Source organism: Pseudomonas sp. PAMC 29040, assembly GCF_003994535.1.
Classification (GTDB): domain Bacteria; phylum Pseudomonadota; class Gammaproteobacteria; order Pseudomonadales; family Pseudomonadaceae; genus Aquipseudomonas; species Aquipseudomonas paraversuta.
In genome coordinates, this window is sequence record NZ_RZAA01000004.1 from 373,460 (window position 1) to 398,237 (window position 24,778).

Annotated in this window: 25 protein-coding genes; 11 read left to right on the plus strand and 14 right to left on the minus strand. The window is 58.6% G+C overall.

Annotation, left to right across the window (positions count from 1 at the left end; all coding sequences use genetic code 11):
* Nucleotides 1-8: 8 nt before the first annotated feature.
* From lptC to WG29040_RS09550, 8 genes are all read left to right on the plus strand, one after another.
* Nucleotides 9-581, plus strand: a complete 573-nt coding sequence (gene lptC, locus WG29040_RS09515) for an LPS export ABC transporter periplasmic protein LptC (protein WP_127196060.1) — start codon at nucleotides 9-11, stop codon at nucleotides 579-581.
* On the plus strand, nucleotides 568-1,113 hold the full coding sequence (gene lptA, locus WG29040_RS09520) for a lipopolysaccharide transport periplasmic protein LptA (RefSeq protein ID WP_003439896.1): 546 nt from the start codon (nucleotides 568-570) through the stop codon (nucleotides 1,111-1,113). Before lptC ends, lptA begins: the two co-directional genes overlap by 14 nt.
* A complete protein-coding gene (gene lptB / locus WG29040_RS09525) occupies nucleotides 1,113-1,838 on the plus strand; it encodes an LPS export ABC transporter ATP-binding protein (RefSeq protein ID WP_003439894.1) in 726 nt (241 codons plus the stop codon). The genes lptA and lptB overlap by 1 nt, the downstream gene beginning before the upstream one ends.
* 184 nt (nucleotides 1,839-2,022) lie before the next feature.
* Nucleotides 2,023-3,516, plus strand: a complete 1,494-nt coding sequence (locus tag WG29040_RS09530; protein ID WP_003439892.1) for an RNA polymerase factor sigma-54 — start codon at nucleotides 2,023-2,025, stop codon at nucleotides 3,514-3,516.
* A 76-nt stretch (nucleotides 3,517-3,592) separates the two neighbouring features.
* Nucleotides 3,593-3,901, plus strand: coding sequence for a ribosome hibernation-promoting factor, HPF/YfiA family (hpf, locus tag WG29040_RS09535; RefSeq protein ID WP_003439891.1), 309 nt, complete (start codon nucleotides 3,593-3,595; stop codon nucleotides 3,899-3,901).
* A gap of 12 nt (nucleotides 3,902-3,913) precedes the next feature.
* Nucleotides 3,914-4,375, plus strand: a complete 462-nt coding sequence (ptsN, locus tag WG29040_RS09540) for a PTS IIA-like nitrogen regulatory protein PtsN (protein WP_003439889.1) — start codon at nucleotides 3,914-3,916, stop codon at nucleotides 4,373-4,375.
* 5 nt (nucleotides 4,376-4,380) lie between these two features.
* The gene (gene rapZ, locus WG29040_RS09545; protein ID WP_003439888.1) at nucleotides 4,381-5,238 is read left to right on the plus strand and encodes an RNase adapter RapZ; all 858 of its coding nucleotides are present in this window, start codon (nucleotides 4,381-4,383) and stop codon (nucleotides 5,236-5,238) included.
* A 16-nt stretch (nucleotides 5,239-5,254) separates the two neighbouring features.
* Complete coding sequence (locus WG29040_RS09550) at nucleotides 5,255-5,527, plus strand: HPr family phosphocarrier protein (protein ID WP_003439887.1); 273 nt, start codon at nucleotides 5,255-5,257, stop codon at nucleotides 5,525-5,527.
* Nucleotides 5,528-5,574: 47 nt separating this feature from the next.
* On the opposite strand, the gene WG29040_RS09555 is transcribed toward WG29040_RS09550, so the two are convergent.
* The 6 genes from WG29040_RS09555 to pmbA all read right to left on the minus strand — a co-directional run bounded on the left by WG29040_RS09555 (nucleotide 5,575) and on the right by pmbA (nucleotide 10,841).
* On the minus strand, nucleotides 5,575-6,468 hold the full coding sequence (locus WG29040_RS09555) for a ZIP family metal transporter (protein WP_003439886.1): 894 nt from the start codon (nucleotides 6,466-6,468) through the stop codon (nucleotides 5,575-5,577).
* A gap of 27 nt (nucleotides 6,469-6,495) precedes the next feature.
* The gene (locus WG29040_RS09560) at nucleotides 6,496-7,107 is read right to left on the minus strand and encodes a superoxide dismutase (RefSeq protein ID WP_003439885.1); all 612 of its coding nucleotides are present in this window, start codon (nucleotides 7,105-7,107) and stop codon (nucleotides 6,496-6,498) included.
* A gap of 1 nt (nucleotide 7,108) precedes the next feature.
* Entirely contained in the window at nucleotides 7,109-7,558 is a 450-nt protein-coding gene (locus tag WG29040_RS09565; protein ID WP_003439884.1) for a hypothetical protein, read from the minus strand.
* Nucleotides 7,559-7,578: 20 nt separating this feature from the next.
* Nucleotides 7,579-8,955 carry a lyase family protein gene (locus tag WG29040_RS09570; protein ID WP_127196061.1) on the minus strand — a complete coding sequence of 459 codons (1,377 nt, stop codon included), beginning with the start codon at nucleotides 8,953-8,955 and terminating at the stop codon, nucleotides 7,579-7,581.
* Nucleotides 8,948-9,343: a hypothetical protein gene (locus WG29040_RS09575; RefSeq protein WP_003439881.1), complete on the minus strand. Its 396-nt coding sequence runs from the start codon at nucleotides 9,341-9,343 to the stop codon at nucleotides 8,948-8,950. Before WG29040_RS09575 ends, WG29040_RS09570 begins: the two co-directional genes overlap by 8 nt.
* A gap of 151 nt (nucleotides 9,344-9,494) precedes the next feature.
* Nucleotides 9,495-10,841 (minus strand): metalloprotease PmbA, encoded by a 1,347-nt coding sequence (gene pmbA, locus WG29040_RS09580; RefSeq protein ID WP_127196062.1) that lies wholly within the window; start codon nucleotides 10,839-10,841, stop codon nucleotides 9,495-9,497.
* A 107-nt stretch (nucleotides 10,842-10,948) separates the two neighbouring features.
* Between pmbA and yjgA the strand changes: the two genes are divergently transcribed.
* Nucleotides 10,949-11,470: a ribosome biogenesis factor YjgA gene (gene yjgA, locus WG29040_RS09585; RefSeq protein ID WP_003439877.1), complete on the plus strand. Its 522-nt coding sequence runs from the start codon at nucleotides 10,949-10,951 to the stop codon at nucleotides 11,468-11,470.
* Between the two features lie 45 nt (nucleotides 11,471-11,515).
* Here yjgA and tldD read toward each other — a convergent pair whose 3' ends face one another.
* The 8 genes from tldD to mreB all read right to left on the minus strand — a co-directional run bounded on the left by tldD (nucleotide 11,516) and on the right by mreB (nucleotide 22,813).
* On the minus strand, nucleotides 11,516-12,958 hold the full coding sequence (tldD, locus tag WG29040_RS09590) for a metalloprotease TldD (RefSeq protein ID WP_003439875.1): 1,443 nt from the start codon (nucleotides 12,956-12,958) through the stop codon (nucleotides 11,516-11,518).
* A gap of 172 nt (nucleotides 12,959-13,130) precedes the next feature.
* Nucleotides 13,131-13,970: a carbon-nitrogen hydrolase family protein gene (locus tag WG29040_RS09595; protein ID WP_127196063.1), complete on the minus strand. Its 840-nt coding sequence runs from the start codon at nucleotides 13,968-13,970 to the stop codon at nucleotides 13,131-13,133.
* A gap of 36 nt (nucleotides 13,971-14,006) precedes the next feature.
* On the minus strand, nucleotides 14,007-17,819 hold the full coding sequence (locus tag WG29040_RS09600; protein ID WP_127196064.1) for a YhdP family protein: 3,813 nt from the start codon (nucleotides 17,817-17,819) through the stop codon (nucleotides 14,007-14,009).
* A 72-nt stretch (nucleotides 17,820-17,891) separates the two neighbouring features.
* Nucleotides 17,892-19,349: a ribonuclease G gene (rng, locus tag WG29040_RS09605; protein ID WP_060781831.1), complete on the minus strand. Its 1,458-nt coding sequence runs from the start codon at nucleotides 19,347-19,349 to the stop codon at nucleotides 17,892-17,894.
* Between the two features lie 56 nt (nucleotides 19,350-19,405).
* A complete protein-coding gene (locus WG29040_RS09610; protein ID WP_003439861.1) occupies nucleotides 19,406-20,011 on the minus strand; it encodes a nucleoside triphosphate pyrophosphatase in 606 nt (201 codons plus the stop codon).
* Between the two features lie 52 nt (nucleotides 20,012-20,063).
* Nucleotides 20,064-20,552, minus strand: a complete 489-nt coding sequence (gene mreD, locus WG29040_RS09615) for a rod shape-determining protein MreD (RefSeq protein WP_003439859.1) — start codon at nucleotides 20,550-20,552, stop codon at nucleotides 20,064-20,066.
* On the minus strand, nucleotides 20,552-21,631 hold the full coding sequence (mreC, locus tag WG29040_RS09620) for a rod shape-determining protein MreC (protein WP_081481299.1): 1,080 nt from the start codon (nucleotides 21,629-21,631) through the stop codon (nucleotides 20,552-20,554). Before mreC ends, mreD begins: the two co-directional genes overlap by 1 nt.
* 144 nt (nucleotides 21,632-21,775) lie before the next feature.
* On the minus strand, nucleotides 21,776-22,813 hold the full coding sequence (gene mreB / locus WG29040_RS09625) for a rod shape-determining protein MreB (protein WP_003439856.1): 1,038 nt from the start codon (nucleotides 22,811-22,813) through the stop codon (nucleotides 21,776-21,778).
* 210 nt (nucleotides 22,814-23,023) lie between these two features.
* Between mreB and gatC the strand changes: the two genes are divergently transcribed.
* Nucleotides 23,024-23,311: an Asp-tRNA(Asn)/Glu-tRNA(Gln) amidotransferase subunit GatC gene (gene gatC / locus WG29040_RS09630; RefSeq protein WP_003439854.1), complete on the plus strand. Its 288-nt coding sequence runs from the start codon at nucleotides 23,024-23,026 to the stop codon at nucleotides 23,309-23,311.
* 15 nt (nucleotides 23,312-23,326) lie between these two features.
* Nucleotides 23,327-24,778 (plus strand): Asp-tRNA(Asn)/Glu-tRNA(Gln) amidotransferase subunit GatA, encoded by a 1,452-nt coding sequence (gene gatA, locus WG29040_RS09635; protein WP_003439853.1) that lies wholly within the window; start codon nucleotides 23,327-23,329, stop codon nucleotides 24,776-24,778.

A 24,778-nucleotide genomic window follows, 5' to 3' on the forward strand; every position in this document is an offset into this window, starting at 1 on the left:
AGTTTTCCATGCTGAGCAAAAAGATCCGTAACATCCTGTTATTCACGGTCATTGCTGCGTTGTTCGCATCAGTTGGCTACTGGAATATCAGCCCCGAACGTTTTCTCGACACCCCTAAAGCGGCCGTCGATGAAAGCGCTATCGACTATTACGCGCTTAATGCGCGCAGCCTGCAGTTCTTGCCGGACGGCAAACTGCAGTATGAAATGACATCCGACAAAATCGAGCATTTGCTGTCATCGGAAGTCACCCTGATGACCAAGCCCGACCTGCAAATGTACCGCGGCACGGCCTTCCCGTGGCACGTACAGAGCGAGCGCGGAGAAGTTAATCCGGACGGCACCGAGGTCGAGCTGATCGACTCGGTACGTGTGGCCCGCACAGATGAAAAAAATCGCACTACGGTTATTACCAGTTCCCGCATGACTGTATTCCCCCAGAAGCAATATGCGCAGACCGAGCGAGACGTTAGAATCGACGGCGCTGGCGGCGTAACAACTGGCAAGGGCATGAAAGCATATTTGAAAGACGGCAGGATGGACCTGCTGTCCAACGTAAGAGGACAGTATGAGTCTCGTTAAATCCCTCCCTTTATTGCTCAGCCTGAGCGCAGCACTGGGAAGCGTGAGCGCCTGGGCTCTGCCGAACGATAACGAACAGCCAATCCGCATCCAGGCCAATGAAGCCCAGCTGGATGACAAACAAGGCGTCGCGACCTACAAGGGCGATGTAATCATCACCCAGGGCTCGATGAAAATCACCGGCAACACCGTCACTATTACCCGCAATGCTGCGGGTGAAATTGATATCGTGACCTCAGTCGGCAACCTGGCCTATTTCGAGCAGCTGCAAAAAGCAACCGACTCCAAGCCGGTTCAGGCCTATGCCGTAACCATTCAGTACCATGCGCCGCAAAACCGCATTGTGCTGATCGACAAGGCCAAGGTCATCAACGACGGCAACACCACCGAAGGCGAGAAGATCGTCTATGACACGGTAAAACAGGTCGCAAACGCCGGACGCGCCAATGGCTCCACAGTCACCGCACCACGCCCGCGCATCGACATGGTGATCCAGCCGAAGAAGAAAACCGACCAGCAGAAGGCCCAGTAATGGCAACCCTCAAAGCCCAGCATTTGGCTAAAAGCTACAAGAGTCGCCAGGTGGTACGTGATGTCAGCCTGTCAATCGACAGCGGGCAAATCGTGGGTTTGCTCGGCCCTAACGGTGCAGGCAAGACCACATGCTTCTACATGATTGTCGGCCTGGTCCAGGCTGACCAGGGACGCGTACTGATCGACGACCTGGATGTCAGCCACCAGCCGATGCACGGCCGCGCACGCGCCGGCATCGGTTACCTGCCCCAGGAAGCCTCGATCTTTCGCAAGCTTTCGGTCGCCGATAACATCATGGCGATCCTCGAAACGCGCAAAGAACTCGACAAGGCCGGTCGTCGCAAGGAACTCGAAAGCCTGCTGCAGGAGTTCCACATCAGCCACATCCGCGACAGCCTCGGCATGAGCCTGTCCGGTGGTGAGCGACGCAGGGTCGAAATCGCCCGGGCACTGGCAACCGCCCCTAAATTCATCCTGCTCGACGAACCCTTTGCCGGCGTTGACCCGATATCTGTGGGCGACATCAAGCAAATCATTCATCACCTCAAGGCCAAGGGCATTGGCGTACTGATCACCGATCACAACGTCCGTGAAACCCTCGACATCTGCGAAACCGCGTACATCGTCAACGATGGGCAGTTGATAGCCGAAGGTGATGCTGAAACCATTCTGGCCAATGAATTGGTCAGAGAAGTGTATCTGGGCCACGAGTTCCGCCTGTAAGGCCAGATGCATCGCGAATTCCCGGGCGCCAAGGACAGCAAAAAGTCGTCACGACTTTTATTACCTTGGCGCTCTAGGCAAACGCACCGGTTTCAGGCATATAATTTGCTTATGTTTGGCGCTCACGCGCCTTGGTAGTGGATGGCGCCATGCGCGCCGGCGAATAAGGTCTTAAGCCCCAGCCATGAAACCATCGCTAGTCCTGAGAATGGGCCAGCAGCTGACGATGACACCGCAGCTGCAACAGGCCATCCGCCTGCTCCAATTGTCGACCCTGGACCTGCAACAGGAGATCCAGGAGGCTCTGGAATCCAATCCGATGCTCGAGCGCCAGGAAGACGGCGACGACTTCGACAATTCAGATCCTTTAGCCGACAACATTGAGCAAAAACCCAACAGCGACATCCAGGAACCTTCCTATCAAGAGTCCGCGCCTACTGTGGACAACCTGGAAGAAGGCGACTGGAGCGAACGCATTCCCAATGAGCTACCCGTCGACACAGCCTGGGAAGACGTTTATCAAACCAGCGCCAGCAGCCTGCCCAGCAACGATGATGACGAATGGGACTTCACCACCCGCACCTCGGCCGGTGAGAGCCTGCAAAGTCACCTGTTGTGGCAACTGAACCTGGCACCGATGTCCGACACCGACCGACTGATCGGCGTCACCCTCATCGACTGCATCAACAACCAGGGCTATCTCGACGAAACTCTCGAAGAGATCCTTGAGGCGTTTGATCCCGAGCTGGACATTGAACTCGATGAAATCGAAGCCGTTCTGCACCGTATCCAGCAATTCGAACCGGCCGGCATTGGTGCGCGCAACCTGAGCGAGTGCCTGCTGCTGCAATTGCGCCAGCTGCCGGCCAACACGCCCTGGTTGAACGAAGCCAAGCGCCTGGTAACCGATTACATCGACCTGCTGGGCGCCCGCGACTACAGCCAGCTCATGCGTCGCATGAAGCTCAAAGAAGACGAACTGCGCCAGGTCATCGAACGGGTACAGAGCCTTAATCCACGTCCGGGGTCGCAGATCGAATCCGGCGAAGCCGAATACGTCGTGCCTGACGTGATCGTTCGTAAAGACAACGAACGCTGGCTGGTCGAGCTTAACCAGGAGTCGGTACCGCGCCTGCGGGTCAACCCGCAATACGCAGGATTCGTTCGTCGTGCCGACACCAGCGCCGACAACACCTTCATGCGCAATCAGCTGCAAGAAGCGCGCTGGTTCATCAAAAGCCTGCAGAGCCGCAACGAAACCCTGATGAAAGTGGCGACCCAGATCGTGGAGCATCAGCGCGGTTTTCTGGAGTATGGCGACGAGGCAATGAAACCTTTGGTACTGCATGACATTGCAGAAGCCGTCGGCATGCACGAATCAACCATTTCCCGGGTCACCACCCAGAAATTCATGCATACCCCGCGGGGCATTTATGAATTGAAGTACTTTTTTTCCAGTCACGTCAGCACCTCCGAAGGGGGTGAATGCTCGTCCACTGCGATACGCGCCATCATCAAAAAACTGGTGGCGGCTGAAAATCAGAAAAAGCCGTTGAGTGACAGCAAGATCGCTGGTTTACTGGAGGCACAAGGTATTCAGGTGGCCCGTCGCACCGTCGCCAAGTACCGCGAATCCTTAGGGATAGCGCCTTCGAGCGAACGCAAGCGTTTGATGTAAGCCACGGGCCACAGCGTTTCAGTGGCAGGCTGGTCGGCCTGCCACTTTATGCAATGGCAACAGAAGGAGAAACTGCATGCAAGTCAACATCAGTGGACAACATCTGGAAGTCACCCAAGCGCTCCGCGACTCGATCAACGAAAAATTCGCACGGCTGGAACGTCACTTCGACAAGATCACCAATGTGCAGGTGATTCTCTCTGTTGAAAAACTAAAACAGAAAATCGAGGCCACCCTCAACATTCACGGTGGCGAAGTTGTCGCCAATGCCGTCGATCCAGACATGTATGCGGCCATTGACAGCCTCTACGACAAGCTTGATCGCCAACTGAAAAAGCATAAGGAAAAGACCCAAAGCCTGCTCCAGGGCGCCACGGGTCGTTAATACTCCATAACCATGATTCGACTTGAAAATATCCTGACCCCCGGCCGTTCCTTGGTGAACGCGCCGGGCGGCAGTAAAAAGCGCGCACTCGAACAAATTGCCACCCTGATCAGCCGCGAAGTGCCGGGTCTGGAAATGCAAGATGTCTTCGAGAGCCTTATTGCCCGTGAAAAACTGGGATCCACCGGTTTTGGTAACGGCATCGCCATCCCCCATTGCCGCCTCAAGGGCTGCGAGTCGCCTGTCAGTGCCTTGCTACATCTTGACGCTCCCATAGATTTCGACGCCATCGATGGCGCGCCGGTCGACCTGTTGTTCGTTTTGCTGGTGCCAGAAGCTGCTACCGACGCACACCTGGAACTGCTGCGGCAGATCGCCAGCATGCTCGACCGCAAAGATGTGCGTGAGCGATTACGCAGCGCACCCAGTAACGAAGCGCTGTATCAGGTTGTTCTGGACGTACAGAACGGTTAATTATCATGCGCCTAGTCATTGTCAGCGGACGCTCCGGCTCCGGTAAAAGCACCGCCCTCGCCGTCCTCGAAGATAACGGTTTCTATTGCATCGACAACCTGCCCGCCGGCTTGCTGCCAGAGCTGGCGGAACGTGCACTGATTCATACTGAACTGGCACAGCCGCTGGTGGCGGTATCGATCGATGCGCGAAACCTGCCAAGCCATTTGTCACGCTTTCCGCAATTGCTTGAAGAAGTGCGCAACCGGCATATCCAGTGCGATGTTCTGTACCTCGACGCCGATGAAGAAACCTTGCTCAAGCGCTTCTCGGAAACCCGTCGGCGGCATCCACTGAGCAGCGCGAGCCGTTCACTGGCCGAGGCCATTCGTGATGAGAGCCAGTTGCTCGGGCCCATTGCCGACCTTGCCGACCTGACGATCAACACCACCAATCTGAACCTGTATCAGCTACGCGACACCATCAAGCTGCGCCTGCTGAACAAGCCTGAACCCGGCACCGCCTTTCTGGTTGAGTCGTTTGGCTTCAAGCGCGGCATGCCGGTCGATGCCGACCTGGTATTTGACGTGCGTTGCTTGCCCAACCCCTACTGGAAGCCCGAACTGCGCGAGCTGTCAGGGCTGGATCAGCCCGTTGCGGATTACCTGGCAGCGCAGCCTGATGTCGAAGAGATGTTCCAGGACATCTCCAGCTACCTGCTCAAATGGCTACCCCGCTTCGCCGCCAGCAACCGCGCCTATGTCACCATAGGGATCGGCTGCACTGGCGGTCATCACCGCTCGGTGTATCTGACCGAGCGACTCGGCAAATGCCTGCAACAAACCCTGAAGAATGTCCAGGTTCGCCACCGCGACCTTACTTGAAAGGATCAACCCCGCGATGCCTGCACTGGAAATTGAAATCATCAACAAGCTGGGCTTGCACGCTCGGGCATCCGCCAAGTTCGTAGGCATAGCCGGACAGTTTCCATGCCAGGTAAGAGCAGGACGTACCGCAGAATCCATGGTCGATGGTAAAAGCATCATGGCCATGATGATGCTGGCCGCTGGCAAGGGCACAAAGATCCACCTCAAGACCGAGGGCGAACAAGAGCAGGAAGCACTGGATGCACTGGTCAAACTCATCAACAACTACTTTGACGAGGGCGAATAGCCAATTGCAGGAGCGCCGCTAGACGCTCCCCCGGCAGTTTGCAGCGTTTACCCCAACGCCGTATCCATCACCATCATCAAGCAGAACCCGACGCATAACCCCAGGCTTGCAAGCTTCTCGTGACCATTGCGCCGCGACTCGGGGATCACTTCTTGCGTCACCACCAGCAACATGGCTCCGGCTGCCAGCGCCAGGCCCAGTGGCAACAACACCTCGGCCAAATTCACCAGCCAGGCACAGAGCAGCGCAAATACCGGTTCGACCAGACCGGAAGCGGCGCCAATCAGGAATGCCTTGACCCGCGACATCCCGGCACCCGCCAACACTAATGCGATCACCAGACCTTCCGGCACATCCTGCAGGGCGATGCCCATCGCCAGGCTATCGGCATCCGGCATGCCTCCCCCTGCCGACACCCCGACCGCCATTCCTTCAGGAATGTTGTGCGCCACAATCGCAATGACAAACAACCAGATACGTGGCGCAATCAGCGGCTCGCCAGGCCGGTTGAGGAACATCTCCGGCCCCGCTCCGCTGACCTTGCGATCGAGCAAAAACAGACAGAACGCTCCCAGCAGGATGCCCGCACTGACCAGCCCGCTCGACGCCCATGATGACAACCCCAGGCTTTGGGCCGACGCAATGCCGGGCACAACCAGCGAGAAAGCCGTGGCTGCCAGCATCACCCCGGCCCCGAAGCCCAACAAGGTATCGCTCACCGCCACCGGCATTTTGCGGATGACCAGTACCGGTACTGCGCCTAAAGCGGTGCCCAGTGCGCAGAGCGATCCGCCCTGCAACGCCCGCAACATTCTTGGCTCAAGGTCCAGCCAGAGCAGTCCCTTGGCCACCAACAAGGCCGTGCCCGCCAACAGCAAGAGCATGCCGAGGGCATAACGGAACATCCGCACCCCGCCGACTGCCAATATTTGCGTGCCCATAATCGGCCCGAATCCTTTTAAGTAGGCTCAGGCAATCGCTGCTTGATACCGGCGCGCCACTTCTGGCCAATTGATCACGTTGTAAAACGCATTGATGTATTCCGGACGGCGATTCTGATAGCGCAGGTAGTAAGCGTGCTCCCATACGTCGAGCCCCAGAATCGGGGTGTTGCCATTCATCAGCGGGCTGTCCTGGTTGCCGCTGCTTTCCACCACCAGGGTCTTTTGCGGGGTCACGCTCAACCATGCCCAACCGCTGCCAAAACGGGTCAGGGCGGCCTTGGTGAAGTTCTCCTTGAACAGTTCCAGGCCACCCAGTTGCTGATCAATCGCCTTGGCCAGCGCACCGTCCGGATTACCGCCGCCCTGCGGGCTCATGACTTGCCAGAACAGCGAGTGATTGGCATGTCCGCCACCCTGGTTGATGACTGCGGCCCGCAGCTTTTCCGGCAGTTGCTGAACTCCGGCGAGCAATTTTTCAACCGGCCACTGCGCCCATTCAGTCCCTTCCACTGCGGCATTCAGGTTGTTGATATAGGTCTGGTGATGCTTGGTGTAGTGAATCTCCATGGTTTGCGCATCGATATGCGGCTCAAGTGCGTCGTAGGCATAAGGCAAGGCAGGCAAGGTAAAAGTCATATCAATGTGCTCCTGGATGATGGCCGCTGACTGTTGAAAACCCGTGACCGGACTGCGCCACGGGTCTTTTGAGCAACAGATTGGAACGCGGGTATTCGCCGTGATCGCTGATGAAGTTCAAAAGCTCGACATAGGTTTTGCTGCTCTGACGCAGCGCTGCTTCTCGCAATGCCGGCCCCAGACGCGGGTTCTGCATGGTTTGCAACAAGCGCTGGTGAATGGCGCAGAGGTACTCGACGCTCTCCTCTGGCTGATTGAGGCGCAGATGCAGATCTGCCAGGTTGTGGTGCGAAATAACGCAGGCCGCCACCGCCTCATCGGCATCACTCCAGCGCTCGAGCAGTACCTGGGCCAGCGCAAGCGCTTGCAGATAATGCTCGCGGGCATCGACCAGCTCGCCCTCAGCGAAACAGCGATTGGCTCTTTCGATCGTGCGTTTCCAGTGCTCCATGTGAACCTCCAGGCGAGGGGTTAAACGCCGCCGGCTGTCAGCTTCTCGGGATCGAGCAAGACTTCAAGCTGGCTGCGTGGCAGATCTGTGTATTCAAGGGCAACGTCTAGCACCGGGCGCCCCTGTTGATAGGCGGTCTTGGCTATTTCAGCGGCCTTTTGATAGCCAATGATCGGATTCAGCGCCGTCACCAGAATCGGGTTGCGCGACAGCGCTTCCTTTAGCTTGGCGTCGTTAACCTTGAAGCTGGCGATCGCCTTGTCCGCCAGCAAACGGCTGGAATTGGCCAGCAGTTCGATGCTGCCCAGCAGGTTGCGGGCAATCACCGGCAACATCACATTCAGTTCGAAATTGCCGGACTGACCGGCGATGGTGATCACCGTGTCATTGCCGATCACCTGGGCCGCAACCATGGCCGTGGCTTCAGGAATCACCGGGTTGACCTTGCCCGGCATGATCGAAGAGCCCGGCTGCAAGGCTTCAAGCTCGATCTCGCCCAGGCCGGCCAGCGGGCCGGAGTTCATCCAGCGCAGGTCGTTGGCGATTTTCATCAGCGATACGGCCGTAGCCTTGAGCTGGCCCGAGACGGATACGGCGGTATCCTGCGAACCGATCAGGGCGAACAGGTCTTTACCCGGCGTGAATTGCACATGGGTCAGTGCGCTGAGCTGCTGACTGAACAGCCCGGCGAATTGCGCATGCGCGTTGACCCCGGTGCCCACAGCAGTGCCACCCTGTGCCAGCGATTGCAGGGCCGGCTGCAGGTCGTGCAAGTGCCCGATATTGGCCCGCAGCTGCTGCGCCCAGCCATTGAGAACCTGGCTCATGCGCACCGGCATGGCGTCCATCAGGTGCGTGCGGCCGGTTTTGACGTAAACGTGAACCTGTTCAGCCTTATGCTCAATCACCTGCACCAGATGGGACAGCGCCGGCAGCAGCTCCTCATGCAGGCCCAGCGCGGCGCTGACGTGAATGGTGGTGGGGATGATGTCGTTGCTGCTTTGCCCGCAGTTGACGTGATCATTGGCATTGACCGCCTCTCCCAGTACCCGGGAGGCCAGCGTGGCAATCACTTCGTTGGCATTCATGTTGGAGCTGGTGCCCGAGCCGGTCTGGAAAATATCCACCGGGAAGTGCTCCATGAAATCGCCGGCCAAAAGAATCTGCGTGGCCTCGACTATGGCGCTGCCCTGCGCTTCGCTGATCTGCTTGAGTTCTACGTTGGCCTTGGCCGCGGCAGCCTTGGCCAGGATCAGTGCGCGAATGAATTGCGCGGGCATGCGCTGATGACTGATCGGGAAGTTATTCACCGCACGCTGGGTTTGGGCGCCATACAGCGCAGCCTCAGGCACGTGCAATTCACCCATGCTGTCACGTTCGATACGGGTATTACTCATCGGGAAATCCTTGCAGCAGTTCTGTTAGAGAAATGGAGGGCTCGAGCTCGCAGGTTGCCAATCGCCAGGCAAAGCTTTGCCAGTGCTTGAGGCGGCAGGCACACAGGGCTTGAGTTTCGATATCGCGCAGCGGACGCCAGGCGTGGTCCAGACACAGGGTGCGCCACTGCCAGGGCAGCGCAGTGTCGCTTGCGGTGTCCAGCAGCAGCCGGAAGCTGGTCACGGCAATCGTCCAGGGCGACGTTGACGTGCAGCAGGCCAGATAGCGGCCCTCGGCCAGGTAGTGCTCAATCAGGCGCGGTTCATCAGGCGCCAGCCCGCAACGGATCTGGCGGCTCATCCAGCGCCAGCTTTCCAGATAAGGCCCTTCATGCAAGGCAGAACTCATGACCCAGGCTCACTCGATAATGAGATTCATTATTAAGCGATATTGATTATCAACACAAGCCTGCTAAAGGCTGTGCCGCGCAATCTTGTGCAGACACAAAAAAGGCGTATCCCCCCGACAGGTGATACGCCCTGGTGTACGCCGGGAGGAATTAGCTGCCAGCCACCGTCATCCGTTCAATCAACACGGAGCCGGTGCGGATGTTGCTGCGCAACTCCAGGTCATTACCTACGGCAACGATCTGCTTGAACATGTCACGCATGTTGCCGGCGATGGTCACTTCCTGAACCGGGAACTGGATCTCGCCATTCTCGACCCAGAAACCTGCGGCGCCACGGGAGTAATCCCCCGTCACCATGTTAAGCCCGCTGCCCATCAGCTCGGTGACGAACAAACCGCGCCCCATGCGCCGGATCAACGCGGCCTGGTCTTCATCGCCATGGGTCACGAACAGGTTGTGCACGCCGCCCGCGTTGGCGGTACTTGGCAGGCCCAGCTTGCGTCCGGAATAGGTGCTGAGGATGTAGGACACCAGCTCGCCGTCTTTGATGAACGGTTTGGCGTAGGTGGCCAGGCCATCGTTATCGAACGACGAACTGCCCATGGCACGCATCAAATGCGGGCGCTCATCCAGGGTCAGCCATTCAGGGAAGATCTGCTGGCCCATCGCGTCCAGCAGGAAGGATGACTTGCGGTACAGGTTGCCCCCCGAGATCGCCCCCAGGAAGCTGCCAAACAAGCCGCCGGCCAGCTCGGCCGAGAACAGCACCGGCACTTCGCAGGTGGGCACCGGACGCGAACCCAGTCGCCGGGCCGCCCGCTCTGCTGCGCGCTTGCCGATGGTTGCTGCATCCATCAACAACTCGCCCTGGCAATTAACGTCATACCAGTAGTCACGCTGCATCTGGCCGTCGCCTTCGGCAATCATCACGCAGCTTAGGCTGTGGCGGGTCGAAGCCGAGCCACCGATAAAACCGTTGCTGTTGCCATACACCCGGCAGCCCTGGTGGGTGCTCAGGGTGGTGCCGTCGGCGTTTTTGATGCGGCTGTCGGCCTCGAATGCCGCGGCTTCACAAGCCAGCGCTTTTTCGATGGCTTGTTCCGGGGTGATATCCCAGGTGTGGAAGACATCAAAGTCTTTCAGGTCGCGCGCCATCAGGCTGGCGTCGGCCAAGCCCGAGCTTTCATCTTCAGAAGTGTGTTTGGCGATTGCCAGAGCCGCCGCAACGGTTTCGCGGATGGCATCGGAACCGGTGGCCGAAGTGCTGGCCGACCCCTTGCGCTGACCCACATAGAGCGTGATGCCAAATCCCTGGTCGCGGTTGAACTCAACGGTTTCAACTTCGCGCTGACGTACAGAAGTCGACAGCCCCTGCTCCAGTGACACTGCCACTTCACAGGCGCTGGCCCCCTGACGCCTGGCTTCAGCAATGATTTGCTCTACTTGCTCCTGCAGTGCCGGCAAGGCCTGCGGGCCGACGCTTTGTACTGCACTCATGGTTTTCTCCACTCAAATTCTGTTTTCGGCAGGGCCGCCGAGCGACCGGGCCGGACAAGCGGCCCCCGACTGGTTATCATGGCGGCGTTTCTTTGCGGACTGCCACCATGGTTGATTCTTACGACGACGCCTTCGACGGCGAAAAAAGCAAAACACAGGTCAAGAAAGAGCTGCATGCTCTGGTTGATCTGGGCGAGCGTCTCACGACACTCAAGCCTGATTTGCTGAAAAAACTGCCTTTGACCGACGCCTTGCGCAAGGCTCTGGCAGATGCTCCAAAACACACGGCCAATATTGCGCGCAAGCGCCATATGATGTTCATCGGCAAGCTGATGCGTGATCAACCGATCGACGAAATCCTTGCATTGATTGATCAAGTAGATGCCTCTTCGCGCCAATACAACGAACGTTTCCACGGACTCGAACGCTGGCGTGACCGCTTGATTGCGGGCTCCGACGACGTACTTGAAAAGTTCGTTGCCGATTTCCCCGAGACCGACCGCCAGCAATTGCGTTCGCTCGTGCGTCAGGCTCAACACGAACTTGCCCATAACAAGGCGCCGGCCGCAAGCCGCAAATTGTTCAAGTACATTCGTGACCTGGACGAGGTTCAACGCGGTCTGCGTTGATCCCCGACCAATGGGTGGGCTGCATTGCAGTCCACCCAGTCTTTATCACCCGCCTGTACCGCCTACGGTGATCGCGTCAATCTTCAAGGTTGGCTGACCCACACCCACCGGCACCGACTGCCCATCCTTGCCACACGTGCCCACGCCGCTGTCCAGCGTCAGATCGTTACCGACCATCGACACCTTGCTCATCGCTTCCGGCCCGTTGCCAATCAGGGTCGCGCCTTTGATCGGGTAAGTGATTTTGCCGTCTTCGATCATGTACGCCTCACTGGTGGAGAACACGAACTTGCCGCTGGTGATATCCACCTGTCCGCCGCCCAGATTGGCGCAGTAGATGCCTTTCTTCACCGAAGCAATGATTTCGGCCGGATCACTTTCGCCACCCAGCATGTAGGTGTTGGTCATGCGCGGCATCGGCAGATGCGCGTAGGACTCGCGACGGCCATTGCCGGTGCGGGCCACACCCATCAGTCGGGCATTGAGCTTGTCCTGCATGTAACCCTTGAGTACGCCATTTTCGATCAGCGTGGTGCACTCGGTCGGGGTGCCTTCGTCATCCACGCTCAGCGAGCCACGACGACCGGCCAGGGTGCCGTCATCAACGATGGTGCACAGCTTGGAGGCAACCATCTCGCCCATGCGCCCGCTGTAGGCCGAACTGCCCTTGCGGTTGAAATCGCCTTCCAGGCCATGACCGACTGCTTCGTGCAGCAACACGCCGGACCAGCCGGAACCCAGTACCACCGGCATGGTGCCCGCTGGAGCCGGTACGGCCTCAAGATTGACCAGTGCCTGGCGCAGCGCCTCACGGGCATAGCCCATGGCACGGTCTTCAGTGAGGAAGTAGCGGTAATCGGTACGTCCGCCACCGCCATGACCGCCGCGCTCGCGCCGGCCATTTTGCTCAACGATGACACTCACATTGAAGCGCACCAAAGGCCGCACATCCGCAGCCAGACCGCCGTCGGTGGATGCCACCAGGATCCGCTCCCAGACCCCGGCCATGCTCACGGTGACCTGCTGAATACGCGGATCAAGGGCCCGGGTAGCAGCATCGATACGCTTGAGCAACTCGACCTTTTCTGCGCGGCTGATCACTTCCAGCGGGTTGTCGGGCGCATACAACTGCGCCACGTCCTGGGTGGTGAAAGCCTGAACGGTACCGTTTTGCCCGGCACGCGAGATCGAGCGCGCAGCACGTGCAGCCAGGCCCAGTGCTTCCAGGGTGATGGCGTTACTGTAGGAAAATCCGGTTTTCTCGCCAGACTGGGCGCGCACGCCGACACCTTGATCAAGGCTGAAGCTGCCTTCCTTGACGATGCCGTCTTCCAGCGCCCAGGACTCGGATATCTGGCCCTGGAAATACAGATCTGCTGCGTCGATGCCCGGCCCGGCCAGATCACCCAAAACACTTTGCAGGCTTTCAATGGTGACACCGCCCGGTGCCAGCAGATGTTCGCTGACTGAGGTCAACAAGTCGCTCATATTCACTCCGTCTTGGCCCCTGCTTCAGCATCTTTGAGTGCTGAACCCACGGGCCTGAAAATTACTGCGGGAGCTGGCTTACCGGCGATGCAGACGAGTTGATCTGTCTCTGTCCGTGCTGCTATCACTGGCAAGCCAGCTCCCACAAAAAATGCATCTGACCGAAACGCCTCTAAACCTGCTCCTGAGCGCCCCGGGAAAAAAATCGTCGATGATTCACCACCGGCATGCGCGCCCTGATGGCCGCCTGCTCGGCATTGTCGCGCTCGGCCAGCAGCACCCCTTCGCCCTGGGCCTGCTCTGCCAGCACGCGCCCCCAAGGGTCGATAATTGCAGCATGCCCCCAGGTTTCACGCGGCCCGGGATGCACGCCACCCTGGGCTGCAGCCAACAGGTAGCATTGGGTTTCTATCGCCCGGGCACGGATCAGTATGTCCCAGTGTGCTTGCCCGGTAACGGCGGTAAAGGCCGAAGGCGCGGTAATCAATTCAGCCCCGGCAGCCCGCAGTTCGCTATACAGCTCCGGAAAACGCAGGTCGTAACATACGCTCAGGCCCAGTTTGCCAACCGGGGTATCTGCCACCACTACCTGTGCCCCGGGCGCATAGTCATCGGATTCACGGTAACGGCCACGGCTGTCAGACACGTCCACATCAAACAGGTGCAGTTTGTCGTATCGCGCGGCCTGCTCGCCATCGGCGTTGATCAACAATGAACAGGCATTGACCTTGGCATCTGGTTGCCCTTCGGGCGGCAGCGGCAAAGTACCCGCCACTATCCATAAGTTGAGGTCTCGGGCGGCCTGTTTCAACCATGGCAGGATCGGCCCCTGCCCCACGGCCTCGGCGCGGCCGATATCGGCGATATCCCGGCGACCCATTGCCGCGAAATTTTCGGGCAATACCGCCAGCCGCGCGCCACGCCCGGCGGCCTGCTCCAACAGGCGGCGGGCCTGGGCCAGATTGGCCAGCACATCGCTCTGGCTGACCATCTGAATTACTGCAAACGACATGGCGCACTCCTTGAAATGTCTGACGCCATGCTACTCCTAGTTTTTCTCAAAAGGCTTGTCGAAGGTGATCTTCGGATCGGCCCACGGGCCCTGGATGCTGTATTGCACGCTGGCGAAGCGCGACACCTGATCACCGATCAACTTGTTGAGCAAGAACATTGCTCCGCCTGCCGCCGGCCCGCCCACCAACAGCGCCGCAAGGGGCAGATTGTTGGTCACAGGCAGCGTGACCAGCAACTTGGCGTTGACCTGGTCGGTGATCATATTCAACGTGCCGCTGAGTTCAAGGTTAGTCGACGGCCCGGTCATCAGGACCGGTCTGGAGGTGCTGTAAACGCCATTTGTGGCATTCAGCACGCCTTTGACCCGGTCATAGCTCAGACCCTTGCCAAACAGATCCGAGAAGTCCAGACGCAAGCGGCGGCCGATGGCATTGAAGTTCAGCAGGCCAAAGATACGCAGCACCTGAGCGCTGCCATCGACCTCGACAAACTGACCTTTGTTCAGCGAGGCATCCAGAGTGCCCGAGAAGCGCTTGAGGCCGATCCAGGCCGGAGAACCGGGCCAGCGCCCATCGACGTCCACATGGAAATTGTTACTGGTCACACTCGGCGCAAAGCCCCAGTTCTTCAGGACATCGGCCAGGTTGCGTCCGCCGATACGGCCTTTGTACCAACTGTTGCTGGCACCGGCTCCCCCTTCCCAACCGCCCGAGCCTTCGAGCAGCAAGCCCTTGAGCCCCAGGTTCAGATTGTTGAGGCTGATGCCGCGGTTGTTCGGCCGCACATTCAGCGACCAGGCACCCAACAAGTCAGACCCCTGATAAAGCTGGCGAATGATGATGTCCAGCGCCGGTATTTTGCGTGGATCAACCGAAGCCAGCGGGTCCGGAGCATTGTCGTCAGTCACCGCCTTGGGATCAGGCGCCGGCAGGCGAATGGTCTGCATAGTGATCACGATCGGGGCATTTTTGGCATCGGGCAAGGTCACTGCGCCGGTGGCCTGTTTGCTATTGATCTGTAAGCCCCAGGACGCCGCGCTGCGCTTCATTTGCAGACTGACCTGATCCAGTTGCGTACCAAACGCGTTCAGCTTGCCGACTTTGAAATCCGCACTGCTGAGCATCTGCTTGGCGCTGCCTCCGGGGTCCTTGCCCGCATAACGCTCGACCAGTGCCTGCCAGGGAGCAACATCCAGTTCCGACAGCACGCCGCGAATACGCAACCCTTTACCGGGTGGCAACACGGGATCGCCAGCCCCCAGAAACAACTCGCCACGACCGTCTTCGAATTTGCCGTCAGGCGCAGCGAAGGTCAGGTTTGCCAGATCACCGTAGTCAAACCAGTAACGGCGCTCGGCGCCCTGCAAGGTCATGCGAAATACGCTGTTGCGGGTCTGGTTGGCGGCCAGACCGAAGGGTGCAGGCAGGTCAACCACCGCCCCCTTGAGGCTGGAGCTGACCCGCAACTGGCTGTCCGCACCATCCAGGGTGAGTTGCAGTTGATAAGGCAAATCCCCGGAGACCGGAATCGGCTGATAGAACTTGAGCCAGTCGGTGAGTTTCTTGACCCCGACCTGACCACTGGCAACAACCCGGGTACTCAGCCTGCCAGGTTTGCCATCGGCGAATATCTGCGCGGTGACCGGACGATCAAAAGCCCTGGCACTGATACCTTTACCGCTCAAACCTTTGGCGCTGTCAAAACGGAAGTCGCCCTTGAGCTGGGTCAATTCAAGTTCGGGATTGCTCAGTTTCAAACGCGCCTTGTCGGTTTTGAAGTCCACCAGAATTTTCGGTTCGACACCTTTCTCCAGCGGGATATCAAGGTTGACCCGGCCTTTGAGCGAGCCTTCGCCTTGCCAGCCGGCAAAGGTTTCAGCCGTGCCTATCGGCGCCTCCTGGAGGATTTTCAAACCGTCGCCCAGGCCACCGTCGAAGTCACCGTCCAGGTACAGATGGCTGACCTTGCCAGTCGGCACGTGGGGAATACTGACCGCGACATTACGCACCTGGGTGTCGAGCAACTGGCCCTTGCTGGCCATGATGCGTACGCCGCTGTCTTCGATGAATACATCACCCGACACATTGCGCACATGGGGCCAGCCGGGCTGGAAATCCAGCTCGGCGCCATGAACCTTGAAGAACAGGCTGATGTTGCGCGCGGCGGCCACCGCATCGTGACTGAGCGAGCCCTGATACTGGAAGAAACCTTCGTCAACCGAGCCCTTGATGATGGCCGTACTCAGCCATTCGGTGAGCGCCGGGCTCAATACCTCAGGCAGGTATTTTGGAGTGAAGCGCCCATCACCATCGGTCAGGCCGACCCGCAGGTCCATATAGTCTTCTTCAGAGTGATCCATATGAATACGGATCAGGAAGTCAGCGGCAATCTTGCCTTCTTCCCCCAGCACTTTGATGGCAGGTGCTATCAGGGTGAAGCTGTTTTCATCCAGCTTCCACGTGAGCAAGGCGTTGGCCTGCAGGTATTGCCAGGGCTTGGCAAAAATCGGCTCCAGGTGCAGCGAGAAATCTTTGCTGTCCAGTCGCAGCTCGCCCTTGCCCAGGTCGCCGCTGATCAATCCGCTGACATTACGTGCCGCCGGCGCACCGTGGGTGGCGTTGAAGCCCACTTGCTGCAAGTTGGCTGCGAAACTGAGCTTTTGCTCGTCGGTCGCAGCAGGCCGGTAGTCGACCAGCACATTACGTAATGTGCCCGTCACTTTCAGCTGGTCGATGACTTCAGCGGCGGCCTCTGGCACCGGCGCGAGGGAATCCATCAACGGGGTGATCGGGGTCAGGTCCAGATGATCGGCCTGTAGATGCCAGCGCTCCAGTTCTTTATCAGTGGCTGCGAACTGTTGCAGTTGCATGCGGGTTTCCCAGCGGCTCTTGCCCACATTCATCGCCAGCGAGTCCAGCACTACCTTGTAGCCCTGATCTGCGCGCTGAATCCAGGCACGCATTGCCAGGTCCTCAATCGCCTCAGGCTTGCGCTCTGCATAAGCACCGCGCATGGATGGCGCGTTCAAGCGCGCAACGGCACTTTGCACCGAGCCCTTGCTCCAGTTAAACCAGAATTCGCCACCGGCTTTTAGCTCAGACACTTTCCAGGGATTGATCAGGCTGGCTGGCAGCCATTTGGCCCAATCACTTTGTGGCAGGCTCAGATAAGCCTGGGCTGCACCGTCACGCCAGTGACCGGCCTGGATTTGAGTCTTGAGACTCATCGCCACAGGCTGGCCGTCAGGCAGGGTGAAGCGGGTATCGAGACGCTGATCAGAGGCGCCCGCATCAAGGGTAAGCCCCACATAAGTCAGGGTCAGCGGGGCGTGCTTCCAGGGTTCCAGAGTTACCTGGCTATCGAGCAGGGACACCCGGGCAACCTGCTGCAGTTGATTGAGCAATTGCTCCGGGTCCAGCGGCTGATCGTCCTGAAGCGCAAAACCTTCAAGCGCCCAATGACCGGCCTGGTCCTGACGCAAGCTCAGTTGCAGGCCATCGAGTTGCACATGGGCGAGGCGAATGTCGCGGTTCAGCAGGCTGGCCCAGACATCGGGAACCACCTGTACCTGATCCAGACGCAGGGCACTGTTGCCCTCGCCGACCATGACATCGTGGGCCAGCAGCACCGGCCCCATGCCATCCCAGCGCCCTTCAAGGCTGCCAATGGTCAAGGGCACGCCCAAGGCTTCACGGGCTTTGTTCTGGACTTCCAGGCGATATTCGGCGATCAGCGGCGTGAGCTCGCGGCCCAGGCTGACGTACAACGCCGTGAGTACCAAAATCAGGGCACAGGCCCCTAATCCCCAGCGGGTCAACGCGGCAAAAAAGCGTGTCAGACGCTCCATGTCAGGCGGCCCCTTCAATGATGATCAAAGGGGCAGGAGTTAGCCCCTTTTTAATGCGGCATGCAGGATACTTCAGAGCAGCACCACGTCGTATTGTTCCTGGGAATACATGGTTTCGACCTGAAAACGGATCGTACGCCCGATAAATCCTTCCAGCTCCGCGACGTTGCCCGATTCTTCATCCAGCAAGCGGTCGACAACTTTCTGGTTAGCCAATACACGATAGCCAACAGCCTGATAAGCACGAGCTTCGCGCAGAATTTCACGGAAAATTTCGTAGCAGATAGTTTCTGCGGTTTTCAGCTTGCCGCGCCCCTGACAGCACACGCAGGGCTCGCACAGTACCTGCTCAAGGCTTTCGCGGGTGCGCTTGCGGGTCATCTGCACCAGACCCAGCTCGGTAATGCCAATGATGTTGGTCTTGGCGTGATCACGCTCGAGTTGCTTTTCGAGGGTGCGCAATACCTGACGCTGGTGCTCTTCATCTTCCATGTCGATGAAGTCGATAATGATGATGCCGCCCAGGTTGCGCAGGCGCAGTTGCCGGGCAATGGCGGTGGCAGCTTCCAGATTGGTCTTGAAGATGGTTTCTTCGAGATTGCGGTGCCCCACAAACGCACCCGTGTTGACGTCGATGGTGGTCATCGCTTCTGCCGGGTCAACCACCAGATAACCGCCGGACTTGAGCGGTACCTTGCGATCCAGTGCTTTCTGGATCTCGTCTTCGACGCCATACAAATCAAAAATCGGGCGCTCGCCCGGGTAGTGCTCCAGGCGGTCGGCAATTTCCGGCATCAGTTCGGCAACAAACTGCGTGGTCCGTTGAAAGGTCTCGCGGGAATCAATGCGGATTTTTTCAATCTTGGGGCTGACCAGGTCACGCAGTGTGCGCAACGCCAGGCCCAGGTCTTCATAGATCACGGTCGGGGCACCGACGGTTTTGATCTGTGCTCCGATCTGGTCCCACAGCCGCCGCAAATAACGAATATCCATCAGAATTTCATCTGCCCCGGCACCCTCGGCCGCCGTGCGCAGGATAAAACCACCGGCTTCCTTGATCCCCTCTTTGGCCACGCAATCGCTGACCACCTGTTTAAGGCGCTCACGCTCGGCTTCGTCTTCGATTTTCAACGAAATACCGACATGGGCCGTGCGCGGCATGTACACCAGATAGCGTGAAGGGATGGATAACTGGGTGGTCAGACGCGCGCCCTTGGAGGCAATCGGGTCTTTGGTGACTTGCACCACCAGGCTCTGGCCTTCATGCACCAGGGCGCTGATGCTTTCAACGGCCTGGCCTTCGCGCAGGGAAATTTCAGAAGCGTGAATAAAAGCAGCACGATCCAGACCGATATCGACAAAGGCAGCCTGCATGCCGGGCAAAACCCTGACCACCTTGCCTTTATAAATATTGCCAACAATGCCCCGGCGCTGGGTACGCTCGACATGCACCTCTTGCAGAACACCGTTCTCTACCACCGCCACGCGCGATTCCATCGGCGTGATGTTGATCAGGATCTCTTCACTCATGGCTGGGTCTCGTTCAGGCGTCATCACATTAGTGCCACGTCTCGTAGGTGCACAATTCAGTGCACGTTAAGGTTTTGCCAACAGGGTATGCCGAAATGCCCCAGCAGTTCTGCGGTTTCGCACACAGGCAACCCCACTACGCCCGAATAACTGCCATTGAGGCCTGAAACAAAGACTGCGGCCAACCCCTGGATGGCGTAACCGCCTGCTTTATCCTGAGGTTCACCGCTGGCCCAATACAGTCTGGCTTCTTGTTTGCTGATGTTTCGAAAGCTGACCCGGCTGCGTATCACGCGGGTTTCGCAGCGCTCGGCATCCATAATCGCAATGGCCGTCAGCACTTCATGCTCGCGGCCGGATAGCGCCATGAGCATAGCCATGGCATCGACCTCATCGACCGGCTTGCCGAGTATCTGGCCATCAAGTACCACAGCAGTGTCGGCGCCCAACACACAAAAAGTGCTACTGAGTATGGATTTGAGCAGCCGATCGCATCCCGCCCTGGCCTTTTCGTGCGCCAGGCGCTCGACATAGGCCGCAGGGGACTCATTCGCAAGAGGGGTTTCATCAATGGCAGCACTGATGGTGTTGAACGGCACGCCGATTTGAGTCAGTAACTCACGTCGACGTGGCGAACCGGAAGCCAGATAAAGCGAAAGCATCGTGACATCTCCCTGTCAAAGTGCACAAACCAGGAAATGGCTCGCGCTCCTGTTAATTGATTTTGAAGCGTCGGCGCAACCCGCGAAGCCCGTAACTGACCCATGGCCAGAGCAGTGCGCTGACCAGCGCAGGCAGAATCAGGGCCAGGGTCGGCTGACGGTTGCCGGTCAAAGCACTTAGCCATAACTGGGCCAGTTGGGCCAGACCGAAAATAACCAGGATCACCAGACTCTGCTGCCACATGGGGAACATCCGCAGACGCTGCTGCAGCGACAGTACGAGGAAGGTGATGAGGGTCAAAATCAGCGCGTTCTGCCCCAGCAACGTGCCGTACAGCACATCTTCGGCCAACCCCAGGCACCAGGCCGTGACCATGCCCACTTTATGCGGCATGTAGAGGGTCCAGAAAGCCAGCAGCAACGCCAGCCAGAGCGGGCGCAGGATTTCCATGAACTGCGGCATCGGTGAAATGCTGAGTAACAGGCCGATGGCGAACGTTAACCAGATGATCCAGCCATTATTCGAACGAGTACTCGCCATTATTGCCTCTCCCGAGTCGTGGCCGGCGCAGCTGCTGGCGGGGTGGCCGCGGCGGGGGTTGGCGCTGGAACAGGTTTTTTCACGGCTTTGACCGCAGGCGCAACCGGGGTAGCAACCGGAGCAGGCGCTGGCGCAGGCGCAGGTACAACCACAGGCGCTGCCGGTTTGGGCACGGTTGCCGGAATGATCGGCGGCGCCTCACCGTTTTGCTCGGCCTCCTGGGCCTTGGCGGCATCGTTGGCCCGCTCTTCGGGGGTGCGACTGTCGCTGAATACCAGCAGTAAATAGCGGCTGCGGTTCAGGGCGGCGGTCGGAACGGCACGCACAATGGCGAACGGCTGACCCGAGTCGTGAATCACTTCTTTGACGGTTGCCACGGGATAGCCGGCCGGGAAACGCTGCCCCAAGCCCGAGCTGACCAGCAAATCGCCCACTTTGATATCCGCAGTATCGGCCACATGGCGCAATTCCAGACGCTCGGGATTGCCCGTACCGCTGGCGATGGCACGCAAACCGTTACGGTTCACCTGCACCGGAATACTGTGGGTGGTATCGGTCAGCAGCAAAACCCGCGAGGTGTAGGGCATCAACTCGACCACTTGCCCCATCAGGCCGCGAGCATCGAGTACCGGCTGGCCCAGCACGACGCCGTCGCGCTCACCCTTGTTGATGATGATGCGATGGGTAAAGGGGTTCGGGTCCATGCCGATCAACTCGGCCACCTCAACCTTCTCGTTAACCAGCGCAGAAGAGTTCAACAACTCGCGCAGGCGGACGTTCTGCTCGGTCAGGGCGGCCAGCTTTTGCATGCGCCCCTGAAGCAGAAGGTTTTCGGTCTTGAGTTTCTCGTTATCCGCGACCAGTTCGGTACGACTGCCGAACTGACTGGCCACACCCTGCCACAAGCGCTGCGGCAAATCGGTGATCCAGTAGGACTGCATCAGCACCAGCGACATCTGACTGCGCACGGGTTTGAGCAATGTGAAGCGGGCATCCACTACCATTAGCGCGACCGATAGCACGACCAGCACCAACAAGCGCACGCCCAATGAGGGGCCTTTGGCGAAGAGCGGTTTAATAAGCCGCTCCTCCCAGGCAAGTGTTCAATTTATTCATACGGCTTCAAAACGGCCTGGATGAAGATTGACAGAAGATAAACGCCAAAAGGCAGCACTGCAAAGTGCTACCTTCTGGTGATAACCATGGGACTGCACCACGCGATCTTATTCGCTGGAAAGCAAGTCCATCGTGTGTTTATCCATCATTTCCAACGCACGGCCACCACCACGTGCAACGCAGGTCAGCGGATCTTCGGCAACGATTACCGGCAGACCGGTTTCCTGGGCCAGCAACTTGTCGAGGTCACGCAGCAAGGCGCCACCACCGGTCAGTACCAGACCGCGCTCGGCGATGTCCGAAGCCAGCTCTGGCGGGGACTGTTCCAGTGCACTTTTCACGGCCTGAACGATGGTTGCCAGCGACTCTTGCAGAGCCTCAAGCACTTCGTTGGAGTTCAGGGTGAAGGCACGCGGTACACCTTCCGCCAGGTTACGGCCACGCACGTCTACTTCACGCACTTCACCGCCCGGGAAAGCCGTACCGATTTCGGTCTTGATGCGCTCGGCCGTCGATTCACCGATCAGGCTGCCGTAGTTACGGCGCACATAAGTGATGATCGCTTCGTCGAAGCGGTCACCGCCAACCCGTACGGATTCGGCGTAAACCACACCGTTCAGGGAGATCAGCGCGATTTCAGTGGTACCACCACCGATATCGACAACCATCGAGCCGCGTGCTTCCTCAACCGGCAAGCCGGCACCGATAGCAGCTGCCATCGGCTCTTCGATCAGGAACACTTCACGGGCACCGGCACCGAGTGCCGATTCGCGGATGGCGCGACGCTCTACCTGAGTCGATTTGCAAGGTACGCAAATCAGAACCCGGGGGCTTGGCTGCAGAAAGCTGTTTTCGTGCACCTTGTTGATAAAGTACTGCAGCATTTTTTCGCAAACGCTGAAGTCGGCAATAACGCCATCTTTCATCGGACGAATGGCTGCAATATTACCCGGTGTACGGCCCAGCATGCGCTTGGCCTCGGTGCCGACAGCAACGACACTTTTCTGGTTACCGTGCGTCCGAATAGCCACAACCGATGGCTCATTCAGGACAATACCGCGCTCACGCACGTAAATCAGGGTGTTGGCAGTGCCCAGGTCGATGGAAAGATCGCTGGAAAACATGCCACGCAGTTTCTTGAACATGGGAAAGGGACCCTAGGCAACGCGTGGGTAAAAAAGTGCGGCAAACTCTAACAACGACAGGGATTTTGGGCAAGGCGCCAATATGTTAAATTGGCAGCTTTTCAGAGCACCAACCCCCACAATCGCGGCCATATGACCGTAGAAATGCGGTAGTGTTCCGACAATCTAACACACGGATAGCATCCGTCCTGTTTTCCACTGGAGAATCCCATGGCGCTTGAACGCTCCGACGTGGAAAAAATCGCTCATTTGGCCCGTCTGGGTCTCAATGATGCTGATATCCCACGCACCACCGAAGCCCTGAATAGCATTCTGGGGCTGATTGATCAGATGCAGGCTGTCGACACCACCGGTATCGAGCCTCTGGCACACCCCCTGGAAGCCAGCCAGCGCCTGCGCGCAGACGTCGTGACTGAAAGCAATCATCGCGAGGCTTACCAGTCCATCGCACCAGCGGTCGAAAATGGCCTTTATCTGGTTCCGAAAGTCATCGAGTAAAGGGAAAGAGCCTGCATGCATCAATTGACTCTGGCCGAGATCGCCCGCGGACTCGCCGATAAAAAGTTTTCTTCCGAAGAGCTGACCAAAACCTTGCTGGCGCGTATCGCCCAGCTCGATCCTCAGCTCAACAGCTTCATCACCCTCACCGAAGACCTCGCCCTCGAGCAGGCCAAGGCCGCTGACGCACGTCGCGCCAACGGTGAAACCGGCGCACTGCTGGGCGCACCGATCGGTCACAAGGACCTGTTCTGCACCCTGGGCGTACGCACCAGCTGCGGCTCGAAGATGCTCGACAACTTCAAGGCCCCGTATGACGCCACCGTGGTCGCCAAACTGGCCGCTGCAGGCGCGGTGAGCCTGGGCAAGACCAACATGGACGAATTCGCCATGGGGTCGGCCAACGAGTCGAGCTACTACGGCGCGGTGAAAAACCCGTGGAATCTGGAGCACGTGCCAGGGGGTTCGTCGGGAGGTTCGGCTGCGGCCGTTGCCGCTCGTCTGCTGCCTGCTGCAACGGGCACAGATACCGGCGGTTCGATCCGCCAGCCGGCCGCCCTGACCAACCTCACCGGCCTGAAACCTACCTACGGACGGGTTTCGCGCTGGGGCATGATCGCCTACGCCTCCAGTCTCGACCAGGGCGGCCCGCTGGCCCGCACTGCAGAAGACTGCGCCATCCTGTTGCAGGGCATGGCCGGTTTTGATCCGCAGGACTCCACCAGCATCGACGAACCCGTGCCGGACTACAGCGCCAGCCTCAACGGTTCGCTGCAGGGCCTGCGCATCGGCGTGCCGAAAGAGTATTTCAGCGAAGGCCTGGACCCGCGTATCGCGCAGCTGATCCACACCAGCATCAAAGAGCTCGAAAAGCTGGGTGCCGTGATCAAGCACATCAGCCTGCCCAACATGCAGCACGCCATTCCTGCGTACTACGTGATCGCCCCTGCCGAGGCCTCTTCCAACCTGTCGCGTTTTGACGGCGTGCGCTTCGGCCACCGCTGCGAAGACCCGAAAGACCTCACCGACCTGTACAAGCGTTCACGCGCCGAAGGCTTTGGCCCGGAAGTACAGCGCCGGATCCTGGTAGGTGCCTACGCCCTGTCGGCTGGCTACTACGACGCTTACTACCTGCAAGCGCAGAAAATCCGTCGCCTGATCAAAAACGACTTCATGACTGCATTCAATGAAGTCGACATCATCCTCGGCCCGACCACACCTAACCCGGCCTGGAAAATCGGCGCTAAAAACAGCGACCCGGTTTCTGCCTACCTGGAAGACGTGTACACCATCACCGCCAACCTCGCGGGCCTGCCGGGCCTGTCGATGCCGGCCGGTTTTGTCGATGGCCTGCCAGTCGGCGTGCAGCTGCTTGCGCCCTACTTCCAGGAAGGTCGCTTGCTCAACGTCGCGCACCAGTACCAGTTGAATACCGACTGGCATCTGCGCTCACCTGCCGGCTTCTGA

Coding starts and splice junctions, on each gene's coding strand:
- yjgA (WP_003439877.1), top strand. CDS start 10,949: ATGGTTGATTCTTACGACGACGCCTTCGACGGCGAAAAAAGCAAAACA.
- WG29040_RS09560 (WP_003439885.1), bottom strand. CDS start 7,107: ATGACTTTTACCTTGCCTGCCTTGCCTTATGCCTACGACGCACTTGAG.
- mreB (WP_003439856.1), bottom strand. CDS start 22,813: ATGTTCAAGAAACTGCGTGGCATGTTTTCCAGCGATCTTTCCATCGAC.
- mreD (WP_003439859.1), bottom strand. CDS start 20,552: ATGGCGAGTACTCGTTCGAATAATGGCTGGATCATCTGGTTAACGTTC.
- WG29040_RS09610 (WP_003439861.1), bottom strand. CDS start 20,011: ATGCTTTCGCTTTATCTGGCTTCCGGTTCGCCACGTCGACGTGAGTTA.
- WG29040_RS09595 (WP_127196063.1), bottom strand. CDS start 13,970: ATGTCGTTTGCAGTAATTCAGATGGTCAGCCAGAGCGATGTGCTGGCC.
- WG29040_RS09530 (WP_003439892.1), top strand. CDS start 2,023: ATGAAACCATCGCTAGTCCTGAGAATGGGCCAGCAGCTGACGATGACA.
- WG29040_RS09600 (WP_127196064.1), bottom strand. CDS start 17,819: ATGGAGCGTCTGACACGCTTTTTTGCCGCGTTGACCCGCTGGGGATTA.
- tldD (WP_003439875.1), bottom strand. CDS start 12,958: ATGAGCGACTTGTTGACCTCAGTCAGCGAACATCTGCTGGCACCGGGC.
- rapZ (WP_003439888.1), top strand. CDS start 4,381: ATGCGCCTAGTCATTGTCAGCGGACGCTCCGGCTCCGGTAAAAGCACC.
- gatA (WP_003439853.1), top strand. CDS start 23,327: ATGCATCAATTGACTCTGGCCGAGATCGCCCGCGGACTCGCCGATAAA.
- WG29040_RS09550 (WP_003439887.1), top strand. CDS start 5,255: ATGCCTGCACTGGAAATTGAAATCATCAACAAGCTGGGCTTGCACGCT.
- lptC (WP_127196060.1), top strand. CDS start 9: ATGCTGAGCAAAAAGATCCGTAACATCCTGTTATTCACGGTCATTGCT.
- WG29040_RS09570 (WP_127196061.1), bottom strand. CDS start 8,955: ATGAGTAATACCCGTATCGAACGTGACAGCATGGGTGAATTGCACGTG.
- hpf (WP_003439891.1), top strand. CDS start 3,593: ATGCAAGTCAACATCAGTGGACAACATCTGGAAGTCACCCAAGCGCTC.
- ptsN (WP_003439889.1), top strand. CDS start 3,914: ATGATTCGACTTGAAAATATCCTGACCCCCGGCCGTTCCTTGGTGAAC.
- WG29040_RS09565 (WP_003439884.1), bottom strand. CDS start 7,558: ATGGAGCACTGGAAACGCACGATCGAAAGAGCCAATCGCTGTTTCGCT.
- WG29040_RS09575 (WP_003439881.1), bottom strand. CDS start 9,343: ATGAGTTCTGCCTTGCATGAAGGGCCTTATCTGGAAAGCTGGCGCTGG.
- WG29040_RS09555 (WP_003439886.1), bottom strand. CDS start 6,468: ATGGGCACGCAAATATTGGCAGTCGGCGGGGTGCGGATGTTCCGTTAT.
- rng (WP_060781831.1), bottom strand. CDS start 19,349: ATGAGTGAAGAGATCCTGATCAACATCACGCCGATGGAATCGCGCGTG.
- gatC (WP_003439854.1), top strand. CDS start 23,024: ATGGCGCTTGAACGCTCCGACGTGGAAAAAATCGCTCATTTGGCCCGT.
- lptB (WP_003439894.1), top strand. CDS start 1,113: ATGGCAACCCTCAAAGCCCAGCATTTGGCTAAAAGCTACAAGAGTCGC.
- pmbA (WP_127196062.1), bottom strand. CDS start 10,841: ATGAGTGCAGTACAAAGCGTCGGCCCGCAGGCCTTGCCGGCACTGCAG.
- lptA (WP_003439896.1), top strand. CDS start 568: ATGAGTCTCGTTAAATCCCTCCCTTTATTGCTCAGCCTGAGCGCAGCA.